Source organism: Acidovorax sp. NCPPB 3576 (assembly GCF_028473605.1).
In the GTDB taxonomy this organism is placed as follows: domain Bacteria; phylum Pseudomonadota; class Gammaproteobacteria; order Burkholderiales; family Burkholderiaceae_C; genus Paracidovorax.
This window is the reverse complement of record NZ_CP097267.1, coordinates 2740647-2759862: the sequence shown is the minus strand read 5'-3', so window position 1 is coordinate 2759862 and position 19216 is coordinate 2740647. Positions and strand designations below refer to the sequence as shown.

The 19216-nt window shown below is 67.2% G+C and carries 20 protein-coding genes; 18 read left to right on the top strand and 2 right to left on the bottom strand.

Annotated features, from left to right (window positions below; genetic code table 11):
- Nucleotides 1–24: 24 nt before the first annotated feature.
- The 3 genes from M5C98_RS12680 to M5C98_RS12670 all read left to right on the top strand — a co-directional run bounded on the left by M5C98_RS12680 (nucleotide 25) and on the right by M5C98_RS12670 (nucleotide 3115).
- Entirely contained in the window at nucleotides 25–984 is a 960-nt protein-coding gene (locus M5C98_RS12680; protein ID WP_272547796.1) for an ABC transporter substrate-binding protein, read from the top strand.
- A gap of 396 nt (nucleotides 985–1380) precedes the next feature.
- Nucleotides 1381–2448, top strand: coding sequence for a methionine ABC transporter ATP-binding protein (locus M5C98_RS12675; RefSeq protein WP_272547795.1), 1068 nt, complete (start codon nucleotides 1381–1383; stop codon nucleotides 2446–2448).
- 1 nt (nucleotide 2449) lies between these two features.
- A complete protein-coding gene (locus tag M5C98_RS12670) occupies nucleotides 2450–3115 on the top strand; it encodes a methionine ABC transporter permease (protein ID WP_272547794.1) in 666 nt (221 codons plus the stop codon).
- Nucleotides 3116–3158: 43 nt separating this feature from the next.
- On the opposite strand, the gene M5C98_RS12665 is transcribed toward M5C98_RS12670, so the two are convergent.
- Nucleotides 3159–3932, bottom strand: a complete 774-nt coding sequence (locus M5C98_RS12665) for a GNAT family N-acetyltransferase (RefSeq protein WP_272547793.1) — start codon at nucleotides 3930–3932, stop codon at nucleotides 3159–3161.
- A gap of 131 nt (nucleotides 3933–4063) precedes the next feature.
- On the opposite strand from M5C98_RS12665, the gene M5C98_RS12660 reads away from it, so the two are divergent.
- The 8 genes from M5C98_RS12660 (at nucleotide 4064) to M5C98_RS12625 (ending at nucleotide 11843) form a co-directional block, all read left to right on the top strand.
- On the top strand, nucleotides 4064–4861 hold the full coding sequence (locus M5C98_RS12660; protein WP_272547792.1) for a MetQ/NlpA family ABC transporter substrate-binding protein: 798 nt from the start codon (nucleotides 4064–4066) through the stop codon (nucleotides 4859–4861).
- A 242-nt stretch (nucleotides 4862–5103) separates the two neighbouring features.
- A complete protein-coding gene (locus M5C98_RS12655; RefSeq protein WP_272547791.1) occupies nucleotides 5104–5583 on the top strand; it encodes a rhodanese-like domain-containing protein in 480 nt (159 codons plus the stop codon).
- 70 nt (nucleotides 5584–5653) lie between these two features.
- Nucleotides 5654–6553, top strand: coding sequence for a serine O-acetyltransferase EpsC (gene epsC / locus M5C98_RS12650; protein WP_272547790.1), 900 nt, complete (start codon nucleotides 5654–5656; stop codon nucleotides 6551–6553).
- Between the two features lie 70 nt (nucleotides 6554–6623).
- On the top strand, nucleotides 6624–6893 hold the full coding sequence (locus M5C98_RS12645) for a helix-turn-helix domain-containing protein (RefSeq protein WP_272547789.1): 270 nt from the start codon (nucleotides 6624–6626) through the stop codon (nucleotides 6891–6893).
- Nucleotides 6894–6954: 61 nt separating this feature from the next.
- Nucleotides 6955–7887 carry a family 2A encapsulin nanocompartment shell protein gene (locus tag M5C98_RS12640; RefSeq protein WP_272547788.1) on the top strand — a complete coding sequence of 311 codons (933 nt, stop codon included), beginning with the start codon at nucleotides 6955–6957 and terminating at the stop codon, nucleotides 7885–7887.
- A gap of 16 nt (nucleotides 7888–7903) precedes the next feature.
- A complete protein-coding gene (locus M5C98_RS12635) occupies nucleotides 7904–9952 on the top strand; it encodes a family 2A encapsulin nanocompartment cargo protein cysteine desulfurase (protein ID WP_272547787.1) in 2049 nt (682 codons plus the stop codon).
- 265 nt (nucleotides 9953–10217) lie between these two features.
- The gene (locus tag M5C98_RS12630; protein WP_272547786.1) at nucleotides 10218–10772 is read left to right on the top strand and encodes an NADPH-dependent FMN reductase; all 555 of its coding nucleotides are present in this window, start codon (nucleotides 10218–10220) and stop codon (nucleotides 10770–10772) included.
- Nucleotides 10773–10898: 126 nt separating this feature from the next.
- Nucleotides 10899–11843 carry a bifunctional helix-turn-helix transcriptional regulator/GNAT family N-acetyltransferase gene (locus tag M5C98_RS12625; protein ID WP_272547785.1) on the top strand — a complete coding sequence of 315 codons (945 nt, stop codon included), beginning with the start codon at nucleotides 10899–10901 and terminating at the stop codon, nucleotides 11841–11843.
- A gap of 72 nt (nucleotides 11844–11915) precedes the next feature.
- On the opposite strand, the gene M5C98_RS12620 is transcribed toward M5C98_RS12625, so the two are convergent.
- Nucleotides 11916–12557, bottom strand: a complete 642-nt coding sequence (locus M5C98_RS12620; RefSeq protein WP_272547784.1) for an FMN-dependent NADH-azoreductase — start codon at nucleotides 12555–12557, stop codon at nucleotides 11916–11918.
- A 136-nt stretch (nucleotides 12558–12693) separates the two neighbouring features.
- Between M5C98_RS12620 and M5C98_RS12615 the strand changes: the two genes are divergently transcribed.
- From M5C98_RS12615 to M5C98_RS12585, 7 genes are all read left to right on the top strand, one after another.
- Nucleotides 12694–13650: a LysR substrate-binding domain-containing protein gene (locus M5C98_RS12615; protein ID WP_272547783.1), complete on the top strand. Its 957-nt coding sequence runs from the start codon at nucleotides 12694–12696 to the stop codon at nucleotides 13648–13650.
- A gap of 199 nt (nucleotides 13651–13849) precedes the next feature.
- Entirely contained in the window at nucleotides 13850–14455 is a 606-nt protein-coding gene (locus tag M5C98_RS12610) for an RBBP9/YdeN family alpha/beta hydrolase (protein WP_272547782.1), read from the top strand.
- Between the two features lie 215 nt (nucleotides 14456–14670).
- Nucleotides 14671–15681 carry a sulfate ABC transporter substrate-binding protein gene (locus tag M5C98_RS12605; protein ID WP_272547781.1) on the top strand — a complete coding sequence of 337 codons (1011 nt, stop codon included), beginning with the start codon at nucleotides 14671–14673 and terminating at the stop codon, nucleotides 15679–15681.
- Between the two features lie 3 nt (nucleotides 15682–15684).
- Complete coding sequence (gene cysT, locus M5C98_RS12600) at nucleotides 15685–16572, top strand: sulfate ABC transporter permease subunit CysT (RefSeq protein ID WP_272547780.1); 888 nt, start codon at nucleotides 15685–15687, stop codon at nucleotides 16570–16572.
- Nucleotides 16569–17495, top strand: coding sequence for a sulfate ABC transporter permease subunit CysW (gene cysW, locus M5C98_RS12595; protein ID WP_272547779.1), 927 nt, complete (start codon nucleotides 16569–16571; stop codon nucleotides 17493–17495). The genes cysT and cysW overlap by 4 nt, the downstream gene beginning before the upstream one ends.
- Before the next feature lie 13 nt (nucleotides 17496–17508).
- A complete protein-coding gene (locus M5C98_RS12590; protein WP_272547778.1) occupies nucleotides 17509–18633 on the top strand; it encodes a sulfate/molybdate ABC transporter ATP-binding protein in 1125 nt (374 codons plus the stop codon).
- A gap of 49 nt (nucleotides 18634–18682) precedes the next feature.
- Nucleotides 18683–19216 (top strand): disulfide bond formation protein B, encoded by a 534-nt coding sequence (locus tag M5C98_RS12585; RefSeq protein WP_272547777.1) that lies wholly within the window; start codon nucleotides 18683–18685, stop codon nucleotides 19214–19216.

The following is a 19216-nucleotide window of genomic DNA, read 5'->3' as shown; positions in this document are numbered from 1 at the left end:
TCCCTTTCAGAACACGGAGCTTCCATGACCTTGCAACGGCGACATTTCCACCGCTTCATGACGGCCTCGGTGGCCGCGGCGTCCTTTCTCTCGCCGGTGCTGGGGCACACGCAGCAGCGCATCGCACTGCGCGCGGGCGACCAGAAGGGCGGGCTGCGCGCACTGCTCGATGCGGCGGGCGAGCTGAAGGGCCTGCCCTACGACATCCAGTGGAGCGAGTTCCCCGCCGCCGCCCCATTGGCTGAGGCGCTGAACGCGAACGCGGTGGACTTTGGCCCCATCGGCGATGCGCCCCTGCTCTTCACCCTCGCGGCCGGCAGCCAGGTGCGCGCGTTCGCCGCCAACCGCTCCGACCCCTACGGCACGGCGGTGCTGGTGCGGCCCGACTCGCCCTTGAAGACGGCGGCCGACCTCAAAGGCAAGCGCATCGCCACCAACCGCGGCTCCATCGGCCACTTCGTCACGCTCAAGGCGCTGGAGTCCGTGGGCCTCAAGGGCTCGGACGCCGATGTGCGATTCATTCCCCCGGCCGACTCCAAACTGGCGCTCACCCAGGGCTCGGTCGATGCGTGGGCCACGTGGGAGCCCTATACCGCGCTGGCCGAGACGAGCGGGCATGCGCGCGTGCTGGTCAACGGGCGGGGGCTGTCCAGCGGGCTCAGCTTTCTGGCGGCCACGCAAGGGGCGCTCGACACCAAGCGCGAGGCGCTGCGCGATTTCAAGGAGCGCGTGGAGCGTGCGCAGCTCTGGTCGTACCGCAACGCGCGGCCGTTCGCCGAATCGCTGTCGCGCATCATCGGCATTCCGGTAGAGGCGGCGCAACTGCAGTTCGAGCGCCGGGCGACGAAATGGGTGGACATCGACGCCGCCGTGGTGGCCGACCAGCAGCGCACCGCCGACTTCTACCTGGGGGCCGGGCTGCTGCGGCAACGGCTGGATGTGCGGCAGACCTTCGACACGGGGTTCAACCTGGGGAAGGCGTGAAAGGGGCCTGTCAGAGGCGGAGGGTCAAATGGCCAAATTGGCCTCCAGCGCAATGGTGACTAGGGCAATGTGCTATGAAAATAATAGCTAAAACGCCAGAAGATGGATGCCTGCCTGTGCAAGATGGACCAGGGCGGGCAGGAATGCCATGCCCGGCGTGGCCTCTGCGATTGTTTGATCGAAATGGCCTCCAGCGCATATCGATCTAGGGCATTGTGCTATCAATCAAGGAGCGTTTCATCAGAGTGCCCGAAGCCGCTACATAACCGGAATGTCTTAGCAGCCAATTTCAGGGTCGTTGGCGTTTGGGGTGCAACCCCGTACATTCCCGCATCCGCATTTTTCCTTTTCAGCGCCGCCGCGGCCTGCGGGCCCCGGTGGCGCCATGGCATTTTCATGATCGATTTACGGGGTATCACCCAGATTTACCAGGGCTCGCAGGGGCCGGTGGAGGCGCTGCGCGGCATCGACCTGCACATCACGCCGGGCGAAGTGTTCGGCATCATCGGGCGCAGCGGCGCGGGCAAGAGCTCGCTGGTGCGCGTCATCAACCTGCTGAACCGGCCCACCCGGGGCGAGGTGATCGTGGCGGGGCGCGACCTGACCCGGCTCAATGATGCGCAGCTGCGCGAGGCGCGGCGCGAGATCGGCATGGTGTTCCAGCATTTCAACCTGCTGTCCTCGCGCACGGTGTGGGGCAACGCGGCCCTGCCGCTGGAGCTGGCCGGCATGGACAAGGCCGCCATCCGAGGCCGGGTCGATCCGCTGCTGGAGCTGGTGGGCCTGTCGGCCCTGCGCGACCGCTATCCGGCGCAGATCAGCGGCGGGCAAAAGCAGCGCGTGGGCATCGCCCGGGCGCTGGCCAGCCGGCCCAAGGTGCTGCTGTCGGACGAGGCCACTTCGGCGCTCGACCCGGAAACCACCCGTTCCATCCTCGCGCTGCTGCGCCAGGTGAACCAGGAGCTGGGCCTGACGGTGGTGCTCATCACCCACCAGATGCAGGTCATCAAGCAGGTGGCCGACCGCGTGGCCGTGATCGACGCCGGCCGCATCGTGGAACAGGGCCCGGTGCTGGACGTGTTCACCCGGCCCCAGCAGGCCATCACCAAGAGCCTGATCGATGAGATCGTGCCGCAGGAGCTGCCCGCCAGCGTGCTGGACCATGTGCGCCACCTGTCGTCGCAGTTGCTGGCCGCGGGGCAGGGCGGCGTGGGTCAATTGCTGCGTCTGTCGTATGCCGGCGAACGCGCCTACCAGCCCATCCTGTCGCGCCTGATCCGCGAACACGGGCTGGACCTGTCGATCCTGCACGGGCAGATCGACGAGATCCAGGGGCAGACCTTCGGATCGCTCGCGGTGTATGCCAGCGGCGATGCCGCGCGGCTGGCCACGGCGATTGCGCAGTTGCGCGCCGAAGGGGTGGTGGTGCAGGAAGTGCAAGCGAGCGAAGAGAGCGGGGCCTGAGATGTTCGAGAATTTTTCGGAAATGATGCTGGAGCTGTTTGCCACCTCGTTGTGGGAGACGGTGATCATGGTGGGCATCTCGGGCGTGGTCGGCGCGTTGCTGGGCATTCCGCTGGGCGTGTTCCTGCGGCTGACCGACCGCGGCGGCGTGCTGGAGAACGGCCCGCTGAACAAGACGGTGGGCTGGATCGTGAACGCCGTGCGCTCCACGCCGTTCATCATCCTGCTGGTGGCGATCATCCCGTTCACGCGGCTCATCACGGGCTCGTCCATCGGCACGGCAGCCGCCGTGGTGCCGCTGACCCTGGCCGCGGCGCCGTTCGTGGCGCGGCTGGTGGAAGCCTCGCTGCGCGAGGTGGACAACGGCCTGATCGAGGCGGCCCAGGCCATGGGGGCCACCACCGGGCAGATCGTCTGGAAGGTGCTGCTGCCCGAGGCGCTGCCCGGCATCGTCGCGGGCCTGACCATCACCTTCGTCAGCCTGACGGGCTATTCGGCCATGGCCGGCGCGATCGGCGGCGGCGGCCTGGGCGACCTGGGCATCCGCTACGGCTACCAGCGCTTCCTGCCCGACGTGATGCTGGCGGTGGTGGTCGTGTTGATCTTCTTCGTGCAGGCCGTGCAGAGCCTGGGCGACTGGGCGGTGCGCCGGCTGAGCCACCGCTGACCCCGGGACCCGGACAGCGGGGCCGCACGGCGCGGCGGCGGCCTCAGCGGTCCGCCGGCACCCGGTAGTGGTAGCGGTAGATGTCGGCGAACCCCAGCGCGGCATACAGCCGCCGCGCCGTGGCGTTGTCGCCGCGCACCTGCAGGTAGGCCGATTCCGCGCCACCCGCGCGGCCCCACTGCATCAGCGCCTGCACCAGCGCCCGGCCGTGGCCCTGGCCCCGGTGACCGGGCGCCACCACGATGTCGAACAGGCCGACCGCGCCGCGCTCGCGCACGGCCAGGCCAAAGCCCACGGCGCGGCCCTGATGGCGCACCGTGGCGAAGGCGCAGGGCAGGGCGATCGACTGCACCATGGCGTGGTGCGTGGCGTGGTGTGCCTCGGCCACGCCATTGGCGGCGGCAAAACCGTCCAGCCATTCGGGCGTCGGCGTCTGCGCGATCTCGACGGAAGTGGATTGCAGCCCGCCAGCCGTTAGCCGCGCCTGCATGACGCACGTGGGCTCGAAGACGGTGTAGCCCACGTCCTCCAAGGCCTGCTGGGCGCTGTCGCTCACCAAAGGGGAAATGCGGAACACCGGCCGCAGCCCTTGCAGGGCGTAGAGCGCTTCGGCCGTCTCGCGCACGCCCTCGAACGGCGCCCCGGGCTCCAGCGCGTTGACCGAATTGGCGCGTTTGGTGAATCCGCCGGCCAAGCGAAAAATCCAGCCCCGGTGGAAGACGGTCTGGCGCGCAGGCCAGGCGTTGAAGGCGCGCTCTTCCAGGGCTCGCACTTGAAGAAGATCGACAGCAGAAAGAGGAAGGGCAGCAGAGGGCATGCAGGATTTATAGCAGCGCCGCGCCGCCATTCTTTTATGTGCACCTGTAGTAAGGAAATGAAAACGTATTCTTATGGGTTTGATAAGGCAAACCCTAAGATGCGGCCATCTCTTCTCAAAAGGTGTGTTCCGTGAACAAGCGTTTCCTGCTGCAATCGACCCTCGCCCTGGCCCTGGCCGCCGGCTTCCAAACCGGTGCGCTGGCCCAGGACAAGCCGCTGAAGATCGGCGTCACCGCCGGCCCGCACGCGCAGATCTTCGAGCAGGTCAAGAAAGTGGCTGAAAAGGACGGCCTCAAGCTCCAGATCGTGGAGTTCAGCGACTACGTGCAGCCCAATGCGGCGCTGGCTTCCGGCGACCTGGATGCCAACAGCTACCAGCACAAGCCCTACCTGGACGCGCAGGTCAAGGACCGTGGCTACAAGCTGGTTTCGGCGGGCTACACGGTCAATTTTCCGATCGGCCTGTATTCCAAGAAGGTCAAGAAGCTCGAAGACTTGAAAGAAGGCGCCAAGTTCGGCATTCCCAACGACCCCACCAACGGCGGCCGCGTGCTGCTGGTGCTGCAGGACAAGGGACTCATCAAGCTCAAGGAAGGCGCCGGCCTGAAGGCCACGCCGCTGGACGTGGTTGCCAACCCCAAGAAGCTGAAGTTCGTCGAGCTCGATGCCGCGCAGCTCGCCCGCTCGCTGGACGATCTGGACGCCGCCGCGGTCAACACCAACTTCGCGCTGTCTGCCGGCCTGAACCCCGCCAAGGACGCCATCGCCCAGGAAAGCGCCAAAAGCCCCTACGTCAACCTGATCGCCGTGCGCGAGGCCGACAAGGACAAGCCCTGGGTCGCCAAGCTCGTGAAGGCCTACCAGTCGGAAGAAATCCGCCAGTACATCCAGACGGAATTCAAGGGCGCCGTGCTGCCGGGCTTCTGACCGGCCCGCGTTCGATCAAGCCGCCAGCGCCTTCCCGGGTGCTGGCGGCTTTTTTCATGGCTGCGGGGCGTCGAGTTGGGCCGTCAACGAGTCAACGGGCTGCTTAGATGTTTTTCGATGGAGAAACCGATTTTTTATTCGTTGGATTCGCGCCGGAGCGGTTCTACATTGGCTTGGACGGCCAGGCCCCGCCAAACGGACGGCTGCAGCCACCCATTCACACAGGTTCAAAGGAACGATCCATGTCCACCGCTGTGCAAGACACCGAACTGCCCCCCGCACTGCAAGCCGCCCACAACGACGCCCAGGCCTCGGGCCTGGCCCACGCCGGCGGCGTGCCGCCCACGGTCGCGTGGGACCTGTTCACCGCGGGCCAGGCCCTGCTGGTGGATGTGCGATCAGGCGAGGAACGCAAGTTCGTCGGCCATGTGCCGGGCAGCCTGCACGTGGCCTGGGCCACGGGCACGGCGCTCACGCGCAACCCCCGCTTCGTGCGCGAACTGGAGGCCGCCATCGCCAGGGCCGCCACGCGCGATGCGCCCGTGCTGCTGCTGTGCCGCAGCGGCAAGCGCTCGGTGCTGGCGGCCGAGGCCGCGGCCAAGGCAGGCCTGCAGAACGTTTTCAACGTGACCGAGGGCTTCGAAGGCGAGATCGATGCGCTGCAGCAGCGGGGCGCGTCGGACGGCTGGCGCTATCACCGCCTGCCCTGGGTGCAGGACTGATGGCGGCCTCGCGGCCCCACGGGCGGCCCGCAGCAGGCCGCCGTTTCTTTATCCCAGGCAGGAGGCCTTGATGGCTGTCTTCGAAATCGATCACATCGTGCAGTCGCTGCACGCCGTCCGCCGCGAATGGCGCGACTCCCAAAAGCGCTCCCAGGAACCCGGCGGGCGCGAGTTTCCGTCGCGCGATGCGCTGGCGCAGGTGCTGGAGCAACTCAAGGGCGCGCTCTTTCCCATGCGGCTGGGCCCGCACGACCTGCGCCAGGAAAGCGAAGACTGGTACGTGGGCCACACGCTCGATCTGGCGCTGCACACCTTGCTGGGGCAGGTCCGGCTGGAGCTGCGCTACGGCGCGCGCCAGCACGGCGGGGCGGACAGCGAGGCGATCGAGCCGCAGGCGCTGGCGGCCGCACAGGCTTTCGCCGCATCGCTGCCGGACATCCGCCGGCTGCTGGACAGCGACGTGCTCGCCGCCTACCAGGGCGATCCCGCCGCGCGCAGCGTGGACGAGGTGCTGCTGTGCTACCCGGGCGTGCTGGCCATGATCCACCACCGCATCGCGCACCGCCTGTACACGCTGGGTCTGCCGCTGCTGGCGCGCATCGTGGCCGAGCTGGCGCACGGGCAGACCGGCATCGACATCCATCCGGGCGCTCAGATCGGCGCGGGTTTTTTCATCGACCACGGCACGGGCGTCGTGATCGGCGAGACGGCGGTGATCGGCGAGCGCGTGCGCCTGTACCAGGCCGTCACGCTGGGTGCCAAGCGCTTTCCCACCGATGCCGATGGCCACTTGCAAAAGGGTTTGCCGCGCCATCCGGTGGTCGAGGACGACGTGGTCATCTATGCGGGTGCGACCGTGCTGGGCCGGGTCACGCTGGGCCGCGGGGCGGTCATCGGCGGCAACGTGTGGGTGACCCACGACGTGCCGCCCGGCGGCAACGTCACGCAGGCGGTGTCGCGCGAAGGGTAGGCGACGGCAATGCCCCGGAAAGCAGGGTCGGGACAGTCAAGGTTCGAGAAAAAAGAAGCAGGGAAAACGCATGTCGGTACTGATCAAGAACTTCGGGGTGGCGGTGCGCCAGTCGCGCGAGGCACAAGGGTGGTCTCAGGAGCGGCTGGCCGAGCATTCGGACCTCAATCGCTCCTATGTGGGCGAGATCGAGCGGGGCGCCGCCATCGCCTCGCTGCTCACGGTGGAAAAGCTGGCCGGCGCGCTGGGGGTGCGGCCCTCGGCGCTGGTCACGCGCGGTGAAACCATTGGACACGCCAATCTCGTGCGGGGCCTGCAATTGACGGCTATAGCCTGTTGAGCGCCACGCCCGATGCTTTGACACTGCCCAGGTTTTTGTTCAACAACGCACGGAGTTCTTCATGTCTGCAACTGTAGGCGGCACGACCGCCTTGGGTGACAACGCCGCAAGGCAATTGGCCAACGCCACCAAGACGGTCCCCCAACTCGAAACGATCAGCCCCCGCTGGCTCACGCACCTGCTGCAGTGGGTGCCCGTGGAAGCAGGCATCTACCGCCTGAACAAGGTCAAGAACCCGGAATCCATCCGCGTCACCTGCACGGCCAAGGAAGAAGAAAACCAGCTGCCGCGCACCTTCGTCGATTACGAAGAAAACCCGCGCGAATTCTTCCTGAACGCCGTGAGCACGGTGCTGGACGTGCACACCCGCGTCTCCGACCTGTACAGCAGCCCGCACGACCAGATCAAGGAGCAGCTGCGCCTGACGATCGAGACGATCAAGGAAAACCAGGAAAGCGAGCTGATCAACAACCCCGACTACGGCCTGCTGGCCCAGGTGACCGATGCGCAGCGCATCTTCCCGCTCACCGGCGCGCCCACGCCGGACGATCTGGACGAGCTGCTGACCAAGGTGTGGAAGGAGCCCGCCTTCTTCCTCACCCACCCGCTCGCCATTGCCGCCTTCGGCCGCGAAGCCACGCGCCGCGGCACGCCCCCGCCCACGGTGAGCCTGTTCGGCTCGCAGTTCATCACGTGGCGCGGGATTCCGCTCATTCCGTCCGACAAGGTGCCGGTGGCCGACGGCAAGAGCAAGATCCTGCTGCTGCGGGTGGGCGACAAGCGCCAGGGCGTGGTGGGCCTGTTCCAGCCGGGCCTGGCGGGCGAGCAGGGGCCGGGCCTGTCGGTGCGCTTCATGGGCATCAACAACCACGCCATCGCGTCGTACCTGATCTCGCAGTACTGCTCGCTGGCCGTGCTCACCAGCGATGCGCTGGCCGTGCTGGACGATGTCGAGGTGAACAAGTACCACGACTATCCGGACACCTACAAGTGAACCGGAAGGAGCGGCCATGACCCTCTCTTCCTTCTCGCCGGGCGCCGATGCGTCCGGCGCCCCCATCGATCCGGCACTGATCGCGCGCATGGCCAATGCCCTGTTCTCGGCGCTGCCGGGCGAGGCGGCGGCGCCTGCGGGCGTGCACTCCGCGGGCGGCTTTCCTTCGGTGCCGCCTGCGTCCGTGCCCGGCCTCGGTGCCGTGCCGCCGGGCGTGCAGGCGCCGGCCAACATCGCGCCGCCCGGCTCGCCCCTGGCCAGCCCCGCCGGCTTCGGGCCCAGCGTGCCCGGCACGCCGATCCCGCAGGGCCAGGTGCCTGGCACCAACCTGCTGCCGGCCTCGCCCACGCAGGTGCTGTCGCTCGGCCACCGCGCGCCCGCGCTGCTGCCGCACGCCACGGCGGCCAATGGCCTGCCCGACACGGTGGTGAGCACGCTGCCGGCCTACGAGCCGCGCCTGGGCAGCGGGGTGCTGGGCGTGCCCGAGGCCTCGGGCGCCAGCGCATCGCAGGCGGCGGCCCATCCGGCAGCGCCTGCCTCTGCCGCCTCGCCGTACTACTTCGTCGGCGAGCGTCAGGCGCAGCCTTCGCCCGGGGGCGCGCCGGTTCCCACGGCGCAGTCCGGCGACCGGCTGGATGCGCTGGCGCGCCTGCCGTTCGCGCAGCCCCAGGTGCCGCACGCGGCCCAGGCGCCGGCTGCACCGGCTGGCCTGGCGGCCACGCCGTCGTCCGATCCGAAGTTCTACTTCGTGGACGCGGTGGTGCTGCCCAGCGGCTACGTCACCCCGGCCAAGCCCGCGCCGCACGGTACGGTGCCGCTGGCGGGCCAGGGGCAGCACCCGCCGTTCGACGTGCACGCCATCCGGCGCGACTTTCCCGTGCTGTCCGAGCGCGTGAATGGCCGCCAACTGGTGTGGTTCGACAACGCGGCCACCACGCACAAGCCGAAGGCGGTGATCGACCGCATCAGCCATTTCTACGAGCACGAGAACTCGAACATCCACCGCGCCGCGCATGAACTCGCCGCGCGCGCCACGGACGCCTACGAAGGCGCCCGCCAGCGCGTGAAGACGTTCATCAACGCGCCCGACGTGAACGAGGTGATCTTCGTGCGCGGCACCACCGAGGCCATCAACCTGGTGGCCAAGAGCTGGGGCGGCCAGCACGTGGGCGAGGGCGACGAGATCATCGTCAGCCACCTGGAGCACCACGCCAACATCGTGCCGTGGCAGCAGCTCGCTGCCGCCAAGGGAGCGAGGCTGCGCGTGATTCCGGTGGACGACTCGGGCCAGGTGCTGCTCGATGAGTACCAGAAGCTCCTGAACGACCGCACGAAGATCGTCGCCGTCACGCAGGTCTCCAACGCGCTGGGCACCGTGGTGCCGGTCAAGGAGATCGTGGCGCTGGCCAAGCGCGCGGGCGCGAAGGCGCTGGTCGATGGCGCGCAGTCGGTCTCGCACATGCGGGTGGACGTGCAGGACATCGGTGCGGACTTCTTCGTGTTCTCGGGCCACAAGGTGTTCGGGCCGACCGGCATCGGCGTGGTCTGGGGCCGGCGCGAGGTGCTCGAAGACATGCCCCCGTGGCAAGGCGGCGGCAACATGATTGCCGACGTCACGTTCGAGAAAACCGTGTTCCAGCCGATCCCGAACAAGTTCGAGGCCGGCACGGGCAACATCGCCGACGCGGTGGGCCTGGGCGCGGCGATCGACTACGTGAACCGCGTGGGGATCGAGAACATCGCGCGCTACGAGCATGAACTGCTGGTGTACGGCATGCAGCAACTGCGCCCCATCCCGGGCCTGCGGCTGATCGGCACCGCCGACGACAAGGCCAGCGTGATGTCGTTCGTGCTGGCCGGCTACTCGACCGAGGAAGTCGGCAAGGCGCTCAACGACGAAGGCATCGCCGTGCGCACCGGGCACCATTGCGCGCAGCCCATCCTGCGGCGCTTCGGGGTGGAGACCACCGTGCGGCCGTCGCTCGCGTTCTACAACACGTTCGACGAGATCGACCGGCTGGTGCATGTGGTGCGCCGCCTCGCCGGCCAGCGCCGCGCCGGGTAGGACAAGCGCGCGTTTGCGCCAGCCCGCGCACCCCCGGCCGCTGCGCTGCAGCGCCGGGGGTGTTTTGCTTGAATAGGGCCCCAGCGCAATCAGTACTAGGGCGTTGTACTATTAAATTAATAGCAATCTGCGGTTCGGCCCTCTGCGCCGTTTGGCCCTGAACGCGCCGCCTGCAGCGCCTGGATACGGCAGGCCGTGTCTATCATGGCCCGCTGCGGCCGATGCGCCATCCCGTCTTTTGTCGGCTGTTTCACAAGGAGTGTTCATGGACCAATACCAGATCGCCGTCGTCGTCGGCAGTCTCCGCAAGGACTCGTTCAACCGCAAGCTGGCCACCGCCCTGGCCCGGCTCGCACCGCCGAATTTCCACTTCACGCAACTGCGCATCGACGATCTGCCGCTGTACAACCAGGACGACGACGCGCATCCCGCTCCGGCCGTGCTGCGGCTCAAAACCGAAATCGCCCAGTCCCAGGGCCTGCTGTTCGTCACGCCCGAATACAACCGCTCGATTCCCGGCGTGCTCAAGAACGCGCTGGACCACGCCTCGCGCCCTTATGGCCAAAGCGCCTGGGGCGGCAAGCCGGCCGGGGTGATCGGCGCATCGATTGGTGCCATCGGCACGGCCATGGCGCAGCAGCATCTGCGCAATGTGCTGGCCTACCTCGACGTGCCCACCATGGGCCAGCCCGAAGCCTTCATCCAGGCCAAGGATGGCCTGTTCGATGACGAAGGCAACATCGGCGAGGCCAGCCGCCAGTTCCTGCAAGGTTGGGTCGAGAAATACGTGGCCTGGGTCAAGCTGCACGCCAAGCTCTGATCGGCTGGCGCCTTTTTTGCAGTCCTCAGGACCGGCCGCTCTTGCATGGGTGGCCGGTTTTTTTTGTTTGCCATTGCGCCAATTGGTTGATAAAGTCAATTAATTGTTTGATGGGGGCAAGTGAATATGGCGTCGGATTCTGCAGTCTTTCCCGTTCCCGCTGCGGCGGTCAAGGCGCTTCGGCAGTTCAGCCGGTTCTTCACGCGCCGCATCGGCGTTCTCGATGCCTACCTGGGCAGCGATCTGTCCCTGACCGATGTGCGGGTGTTGTATGAACTGGCCCACCGCAGCGCGCCGGTCGCCACCGACATCGCCAAGGACCTGGGCCTGGATGCCGGCTACCTGAGCCGCATCCTGCGCCGGTTCGAAAAGGCGGGCTGGCTGGAGCGGCGGCCGGGCGCACACGACGCGCGCCAGAGCCTGCTGTTTTTGACCGATGCCGGGCACGCGGCCTTCGCCCCGCTGCAGCAGCGCTCGCGCGACGAGGCGCAGGCCCTTCTGGCGCGCCTGTCGCCGGATCAACAGGCCGACGCCCTGGCGGCCATGCAGCGGCTGGAGGCGCTGCTGTCGCCCGAGCCCACCAGCCGTCCACGGCTCGCGGTGCTGCGCGATCCGGTGCCGGGCGACATGGGCTGGGTGGTGCAACTGCATGGCGAGACCTATTGGCGCGAGTACGGCTGGAACCAGGAGTTCGAGGCGCTGGTGGCCGAGATCGCCGCGCGGTTCGTGCGCGACTTCCGGCCTGAGTTCGACAAGTGCTGGATTGCCGAGATCGATGGGGCTCGCATGGGTGCGGCTTTCGTGGTCCGCGAGTCCGACAGCACCGCGCGGCTGCGGATGCTGATCCTCGCGCAAGAGGCGCGCGGCATGGGGCTGGGCGGCCGGCTGGTGAACGAGTGCATCGCCTTCGCGCGGGGCCAGGGCTACACGGAGATGACGCTGTGGACCAACAGCTGCCTGGCCGCGGCCCGCCATCTCTACGCGCAGCGCGGCTTCACCCTCGTGGCCTCGGAGCCGTACACCGCCTACGGCCAGTCCCTGGTGGGCGAGACCTGGACGCGTGCGCTGTAGGCGCCTTGAGGCGCATGCGAAAAAGCCGGCGCAAGGCCGGCTTCTCGGGGGGGGACGCCGTCTTTTCGCGGATCAGGCAGCTTCGGCCACGGCTTGGCGGGATTGCGCCACATGCGCCTGGATGTCCGAGTCTGCGCTGTCCAGGGCCTTGGACTTGGCATCCGGGCCCATGGCCACGCCTTCGGCGCGCACGAAGCGCACGTCGGTGATGCCGAAGAAGGCGAACACGGTCTGCAGGTAGCTCTCCTGGTGTTCCATGGCGCGGCCGGCATCGCTGGTCGAATACACGCCGCCGCGGCTGGAGGCGACGATCACCGTCTTGCCCTTGGCCAGGCCTTGGGGGCCGGCAGCGGTATAGGTGAAAGTGCGGCCGGGCTGGGCGATGCGGTCGATCCAGGCTTTCAATTGCGTGGGAATGCCGAAGTTGTAGAGCGGTGCGCCCACCACGACCACATCGGCCGCGAGGAACTGGCTCACCAACTGTTCGGACACGGCGTTTTCAAGGCGCTGCGTCTCGCTCAGGCCCTCGGTCTGGCCGGTGCGGGGGGCCATGGCATCCATCGTGAAGTGTGCCGGTGCCTGGGCGACCAAATCCAGGTGCTGCACTTGCGTGCCAGGATGGGCCGCCACCCACGCCGCCACGGTGCGGGCGGTGAGTTGGCGCGAAACGGACTGTTCGCCGGTGATGGCGGAATCGATGTGCAGCAGTTGCATGGAATGTTCTCCTGGGGGGTGGGGCCGCACCCGGTGTGTGGCGTTGGATAGATTGTGCAGATGAGTGCATTGATTGATAAGCAGGCCACTTTGCGATAGATTGTTCTACTGGTGGAACAATCTAAGAGGGGCTGCGGTGCAAGATCTCAACGACATGCTGTATTTCGCCGAGGTGGTCGAGCGCGGCGGGTTCGCCGCCGCGGGCCGGGCGCTCGGCATCCCCAAGTCGCGCCTGTCGCGCCGCGTGTCGGACCTGGAAGCCCACCTGGGGGTGCGGCTGCTGCAGCGCACCACGCGCAAGCTCTCGCTCACCGAAGTGGGCGAAGCCTATCTGCGCCACTGCCAGGCCCTGCGCGAATCGGCGCAGGCGGCGGCCGACACGGTGGCCCAGGTCCAGGCCGAGCCGCGCGGCACCATCCGCGTGGTCTGCCCGGTGACGATCGCACAGACGCTGCTGGGCGAGCTGATGCCCGAGTTCCTCGCCCGGCATCCGCTGGTGCGGGTGGAGATGCAGGTGAGCAACCGCGTGGTCAATCTGGTGGAGGAGGGGATCGACGTGGCACTGCGCGTGCGCTCCAAGCTGGACGACAGCGGCAGCATGATCGTGAAGCGGCTGAGCGATGGCGGCGTGATTCTGGTCGCCAGCCCCGAGCAATTGGCCCGCCAGGGCACGCCGCACACGCTGGAAGACCTGGCGCGCATGGACAGCATGGCCATGTCGGCCGCCGATGGCCGTGCCGCGCTGCGGCTGATCGGCCCTGGAGGGCAGGAGGCTTTGTGGCAGCACAGCCCGCGGTATGTGGCCGATGACCTGCTCACCCTGAAGCTGGCCGCCGAGCGCGGGGTAGGCATTTGCTGGTTGCCCGACTATATGTGCCAGGACGAGCTGCGCAGCGGCTGCCTGGTGCAGTTGATGCCCGAATGGGCGCCGGAGCGCGGTGTGATGCATGCGGTGTTTCCGTCCCGCCGGGGCCTGACGCCGGCCGTGCGGCGGTTTCTCGACTTTCTGGGCGAGACCATGCAGGGCGCCACGAAACAGGCGGAGGCGCCGCTGGCCGAGGGGTCAGCAATGGACGTGCCCGCCACTTCTTAAGATCAATTCGCGATTAATTCAAAAGAATATATTCGTTTGGGTTTTAAGGGCGGGATCGCAGAATGGGCCGCATTCACCGTTGAGGAGCCTGTTCCATGGCCATTGCACTGTCCTTCCGCGCCTCCTGCAGGGTCCGAATTTCTCGCTTGCTCCCCTTGCTTTCCTTGTCCCGCCTGCCGGCCGCCGTGCCGCTTCATCCATGAGCCGCAGCGCGCCCACCGCCGGGGCGGGTGGCCCGGTGTCGGTGGTCATCGTGCCGGGTTGGCGCGATTCGGGTCCTGGCCACTGGCAAAGCCTGTGGGCGCAGCGGCTGCCCGGCGCGTGCCGCGTGGTGCAGGACGACTGGGTCACCCCCGCGCGGGCCCCTTGGGTGGCCGCGCTCGAGCGCACCGTGCTGGAGTCGCCGCACCCGGTGGTGTTGGTGGCGCACAGCCTGGGCTGCATCACCGCGACCCACATGGGCGCGCAGGCCGCAGAGCGCGTGCAGGGCGCTTTGCTCGTGGCCCCGGCCGATCCGGAGCGCCGGGCGGTCCTGAGCGACTTCGCGCCGGTGCCCTATGCGCCGCTGCCCTACCGCAGCATCTTGGTGGCGAGCAGCAACGACCCCTATTGCCCGATCCGCCTGGCAGGCGCCTATGCGCGGGCCTGGGGCAGCGAGTTCGTCCGCCTGCCGCAGGCGGGGCATGTGAACGTGGATTCCGGCCATGGCGAATGGCCTCTGGGATGGGCGCTGCTGCATTCCCTGGTGGATGGTGCGGAATGGGGCCTGGGCCATGGCGCAGCAGAGACCCGTTCTGCTGCCTGACGGCCGACTGAATAATTGCTATTTATTTTGTAGCAATATGCCATAGTACCAATTGCGCTGCAGGCCTTTTTCCCTTGAACCCATCCAACAGGCCGGCCGCACCGTGTTGGTTCTATATTCTGGAAATCGATTAATTAACAAGAATATATTCTTTTGAGTTTTAAGGACCGCCGCCCACAATCGGTTTCACTTTTCAGCAACGTGGGTGCGCACACATGACTTCCCGGACCAAACTCAAGACTTTCCTGGCCGTTCTGGCCCTGGTGGCTGGCGCCGCCGCTTCGGCGCAGACGACCACGCTGCTGAACGCCTCCTACGACGTGGCACGCGAGTTCTACAAGGACTACAACCCCGCCTTTGCCGCGCACTACAAGAAAACCACCGGCAAGGACGTCAAGATCGACCAGGCCCATGGCGGCTCCAGCGCCCAGGCCCGCGCGGTGAACGACGGCCTCGACGCCGACGTGGTCACCATGAACACCACGACCGACATCGACTTCCTCGCCACCAACGGCGTGGTTGCCAAGGACTGGGCCAAGCGCTTCCCGAACGACGCATCGCCCACCACCTCGACCATGCTGTTCCTGGTGCGCAAGGGCAACCCCAAGAACATCAAGGACTGGGACGACCTCGCCAAGCCCGGCGTGCAGGTCGTCGTGGTGAACCCCAAGACTGGCGGCAACGGCCGCTACGCCTACCTGGCGGCCTGGGGCAGCGTGCGCGAGAAGGGCGGCACCGATGCCCAGGCCGCTGAGTTCGTGGGCCAGCTGTTCAAGAACGTGCCCGTGCTGGGCAAGGGCGGCCGCGACGCCACCAGCATCTTTCTGCAGCGCAACACGGGCGATGTGCTGATCACGTTCGAATCCGAGGTGCTGTCCATCGAGCGCGAGTTCGGCAAGGGCAAGGTCGATGCCGTGTACCCCTCCAGCAGCGTGCTGGCCGAAAACCCCGTCGCGGTGGTCGAACGCACTGTCGCCAAGAAGGGCACGGGCGAGCTGGCCAAGGCCTATCTGGACTACCTGTACTCCGACGAGGCGCAGGAGATCGCGGCCCGCCACGCGCTGCGCCCGCGTTCCGAAGCGGTGCTGAAAAAGCACGCCGACCTGTTCAAGCCCGTCAAGCTGTTCACCGTGGCCAAGTACTTCGGCTCGCTGGGTGAAGCACAGAAGGTGCACTTCAACGACGGCGGCCAGTTCGACAAGCTCTACACCCCTGGCGCCAAGTAAGACATGAACGCTGCGACCTCTGCCTTGCCCGGCGCCGCCGTGGCGTCCACGGGCGGGTCCCGGCGCAGTCCGAAGCGGGTTCTGCCCGGCTTCGGCTTGACGCTGGGCTACACCATCTTCTACCTGAGCATCATCGTGCTCATCCCCTTGTCGGCACTGGTGTTCAAGACCTTCACGCTGACCTGGGACCAGTTCTGGACGGCCATCAGCGCCCCGCGCGTGCTGGCGTCCTACCGGCTCACGTTCGGCGCGTCGTTCATCGCTGCGGTGGTCAATCTCGTGTTCGGGCTGCTGATCGCCTGGGTGCTGGTGCGCTACCGCTTTCCGGGCAAGAAGATCGTCGATGCCCTGGTGGACCTGCCGTTCGCGCTGCCCACGGCGGTGGCGGGCATTTCGCTCACCGCCTTGCTGGCCGGCAACGGCTGGGTCGGGCAGTACCTGGAGCCGCTGGGCATCCAGCTGGCCTTCAAGCCCGCCGGCGTGGTGATCGCGCTGATCTTCATCGGGCTGCCCTTCGTGGTGCGCACGGTGCAGCCGGTGCTGGAAGACGCAGAGAAGGAACTGGAAGAGGCCGCCACCAGTCTGGGTGCCACGCGCTGGCAGATCTTCACGCGCGTCATCCTGCCCGCGATCACCCCGGCGCTGCTCACGGGCTTTGCCATGGCATTCGCGCGGGCGGTGGGTGAATACGGTTCGGTCATCTTCATCGCGGGCAACATGCCCATGATTTCCGAGATCACGCCCCTCATCATCATCGGCAAGCTGGAGCAGTACGACTACGCGGGCGCCACGGCGGTCGCGGTGGTGATGCTGGTGATCTCCTTCGTGCTGCTGCTCGTCATCAATGCATTGCAGGCCTGGCAGCGCCGCCACGCAGGAGCCCCGGCATGAGTTCCAACGCTTCCCACTCCGGCGGGCGCAACCCCGTGCGCCGCGCCCAGGCCGGCACCACCGAGGCGCCCTGGGTGCGCTGGACGCTGATCGGCATCGCGCTGGCGTTCCTGCTGCTGTTCCTCGTGCTGCCGCTGGCCGCCGTGTTCACCGAAGCGCTGCGCAAGGGCTTCGGGGCCTATGTGGCCGCGCTCAAGGAGCCCGATGCCTGGGCCGCCATCCGGCTGACCCTCATCACCGCGGCCATCGCCGTGCCGCTGAACCTGGTGTTCGGCGTGGCGGCGGCCTGGGCCATCGCCAAGTACGAGTTCCGGGGCAAGGCCTTCCTGACCACGCTGGTGGACCTGCCGTTCTCCGTCTCGCCCGTGGTGGCTGGCCTGGTGTACGTGCTGATGTTCGGCGCCAACGGCTGGTTCGGCCCCTGGCTGGCGGCGCACGATGTCAAGATCATCTTCGCCGTGCCGGGCATCGTGCTGGCGACGGTCTTCGTGACCTTCCCGTTCATCGCCCGCGAGCTGATTCCACTCATGCAGGCCCAGGGCAGCGACGAAGAGCAGGCGGCCATCGTGCTGGGCGCGAGCGGCTGGCAGACCTTCTGGTACGTGACGCTGCCCAACATCAAGTGGGGCCTGCTGTACGGCGTGATCCTGTGCAATGCGCGCGCCATGGGCGAGTTCGGCGCGGTGTCGGTCGTGTCGGGGCACATCCGCGGGCAGACCAACACCATTCCGCTGCACGTGGAAATTCTCTACAACGAATACCAGTCCGTGGCGGCGTTCGCTGCCGCTTCGCTGCTGGCGCTGCTGGCGCTGGTCACCCTGGTCATCAAGTCCATTGCCGAATGGCGCAACGAGCAAGAGCGCAAGGCCGCGGCCACGTTGCCGCCCGAGCGCCCCGCACCCGCCGCCGTGGGCGCGCGCTGAACGAAAGCACACCATGAGCATTGAAATCCGCAACATCAGCAAGCAGTTCGGCAGCTTCCAGGCACTGCGCGACGTGAGCCTGGACATCCAATCCGGCGAACTCATCGCGTTGCTCGGCCCCTCGGGCTGCGGCAAGACCACACTGCTGCGCATCATCGCGGGGCTGGAGACGCCCGACGTGGGCACCATCCATTTCTCGGGCGAAGACACCACCGACGTGCATGTGCGCGAACGCGGCGTGGGCTTCGTCTTCCAGCACTACGCGCTGTTCCGGCACATGACGGTGTTCGAGAACGTCGCCTTCGGCCTGCGCGTGAAGCCGCGCGGCGAGCGCCCGAGCGATGCGCAGATCAAGCAGAAGGTGACCGACTTGCTCAAGCTCGTGCAGCTCGACTGGCTGGCCGACCGCTACCCTTCGCAGTTGTCCGGCGGCCAGCGCCAGCGCATCGCCCTCGCGCGCGCCCTGGCGGTGGAGCCCAAGGTGCTGCTGCTGGACGAGCCCTTCGGCGCGCTCGATGCCAAGGTGCGCAAGGAACTGCGCCGCTGGCTGCGCCGCCTGCACGATGAACTGCACGTGACCAGCATCTTCGTAACCCACGACCAGGAGGAAGCCCTGGAAGTGGCCGACCGCGTGGTGGTCATCAACCAGGGCCGGATCGAGCAAAGCGGCTCGCCCCAGGAGGTATGGGACCAGCCGGCCAGCCCGTTCGTCTATGGCTTCCTCGGCGACGTGAACCTGTTTCGCGGCCGTGCCCACGAAGGGCTGGTGCACGTGGAGGGCATGGCCATCGATTCGCCCGAGCATGCGGGCGCCCAGAACGCCAGCGCCTTCGCCTATGTGCGCCCGCACGACCTGGACGTGCAACGCTATTCGCCCGGCGAGGGCGTGGACGCCGATGGGCGCCCGCGCGGCATCGTCGCGCAGCTCAGCCGTGCCATCGTCGTGGGGCCGATCGCGCGCCTGGAACTTATTCCCGATGCCGACCACAAACCAGCGGACAATGCGAGCCCCGACTCGGTGATCGAAGCGCAGATCCCTGCGCAGCAGTACCGGGAGATGGGTTTCAGGGAGGGTGAAACGCTGGTGGTCACACCGCGCCGCGCCCGCGTTTTTCTGGACCACGCCGCCGGTATCTGATGCAGCCTTCGAGGGCTGCCGACCGCAGCGGCCTTCAAGGACAAGAACAATGGTGTTGAACTGGTTGGATGCCGCGCCTCGCCGCGTGCTGGGCCTCATCGCGGCGGCCTGTGTGGCCATGCTGGCTTTTGGCATGTACCTGCAGCATGTCGTGGGGCTCGAGCCCTGCCCGATGTGCATCGTGCAGCGCTACGCGCTCATCGGAGTCGCCGTCTTCGCCGCCCTGGCCAGCGCCCGGGGCGCCCGTGGCTGGTGGATGTCGTGGGCCTTCCTGGCCCTGCTGTCGTCGGGTTTCGGCGCCTTCGTGGCGGCGCGGCAAAGCTGGCTGCAGTGGTATCCGCCCGAAATCGCCACCTGCGGGCGCGACTTCTACGGGATGATCGAACACTTCCCCATCGGCCGCGCGATCCCCATGATCTTTCGCGGTTCGGGCGACTGCGCTGCGGTGGACTGGACCTTCCTCGGCGGCTCCATCGCCAACTGGTCGTTCATCTGCTTCGTGCTGATGGGCGTCGTACTGCTGGTGCTGCTGGCCCGTGGTGGACGAGGTGGCGCCAACCGCCGCCCGCTGGCTGCGGCTTGA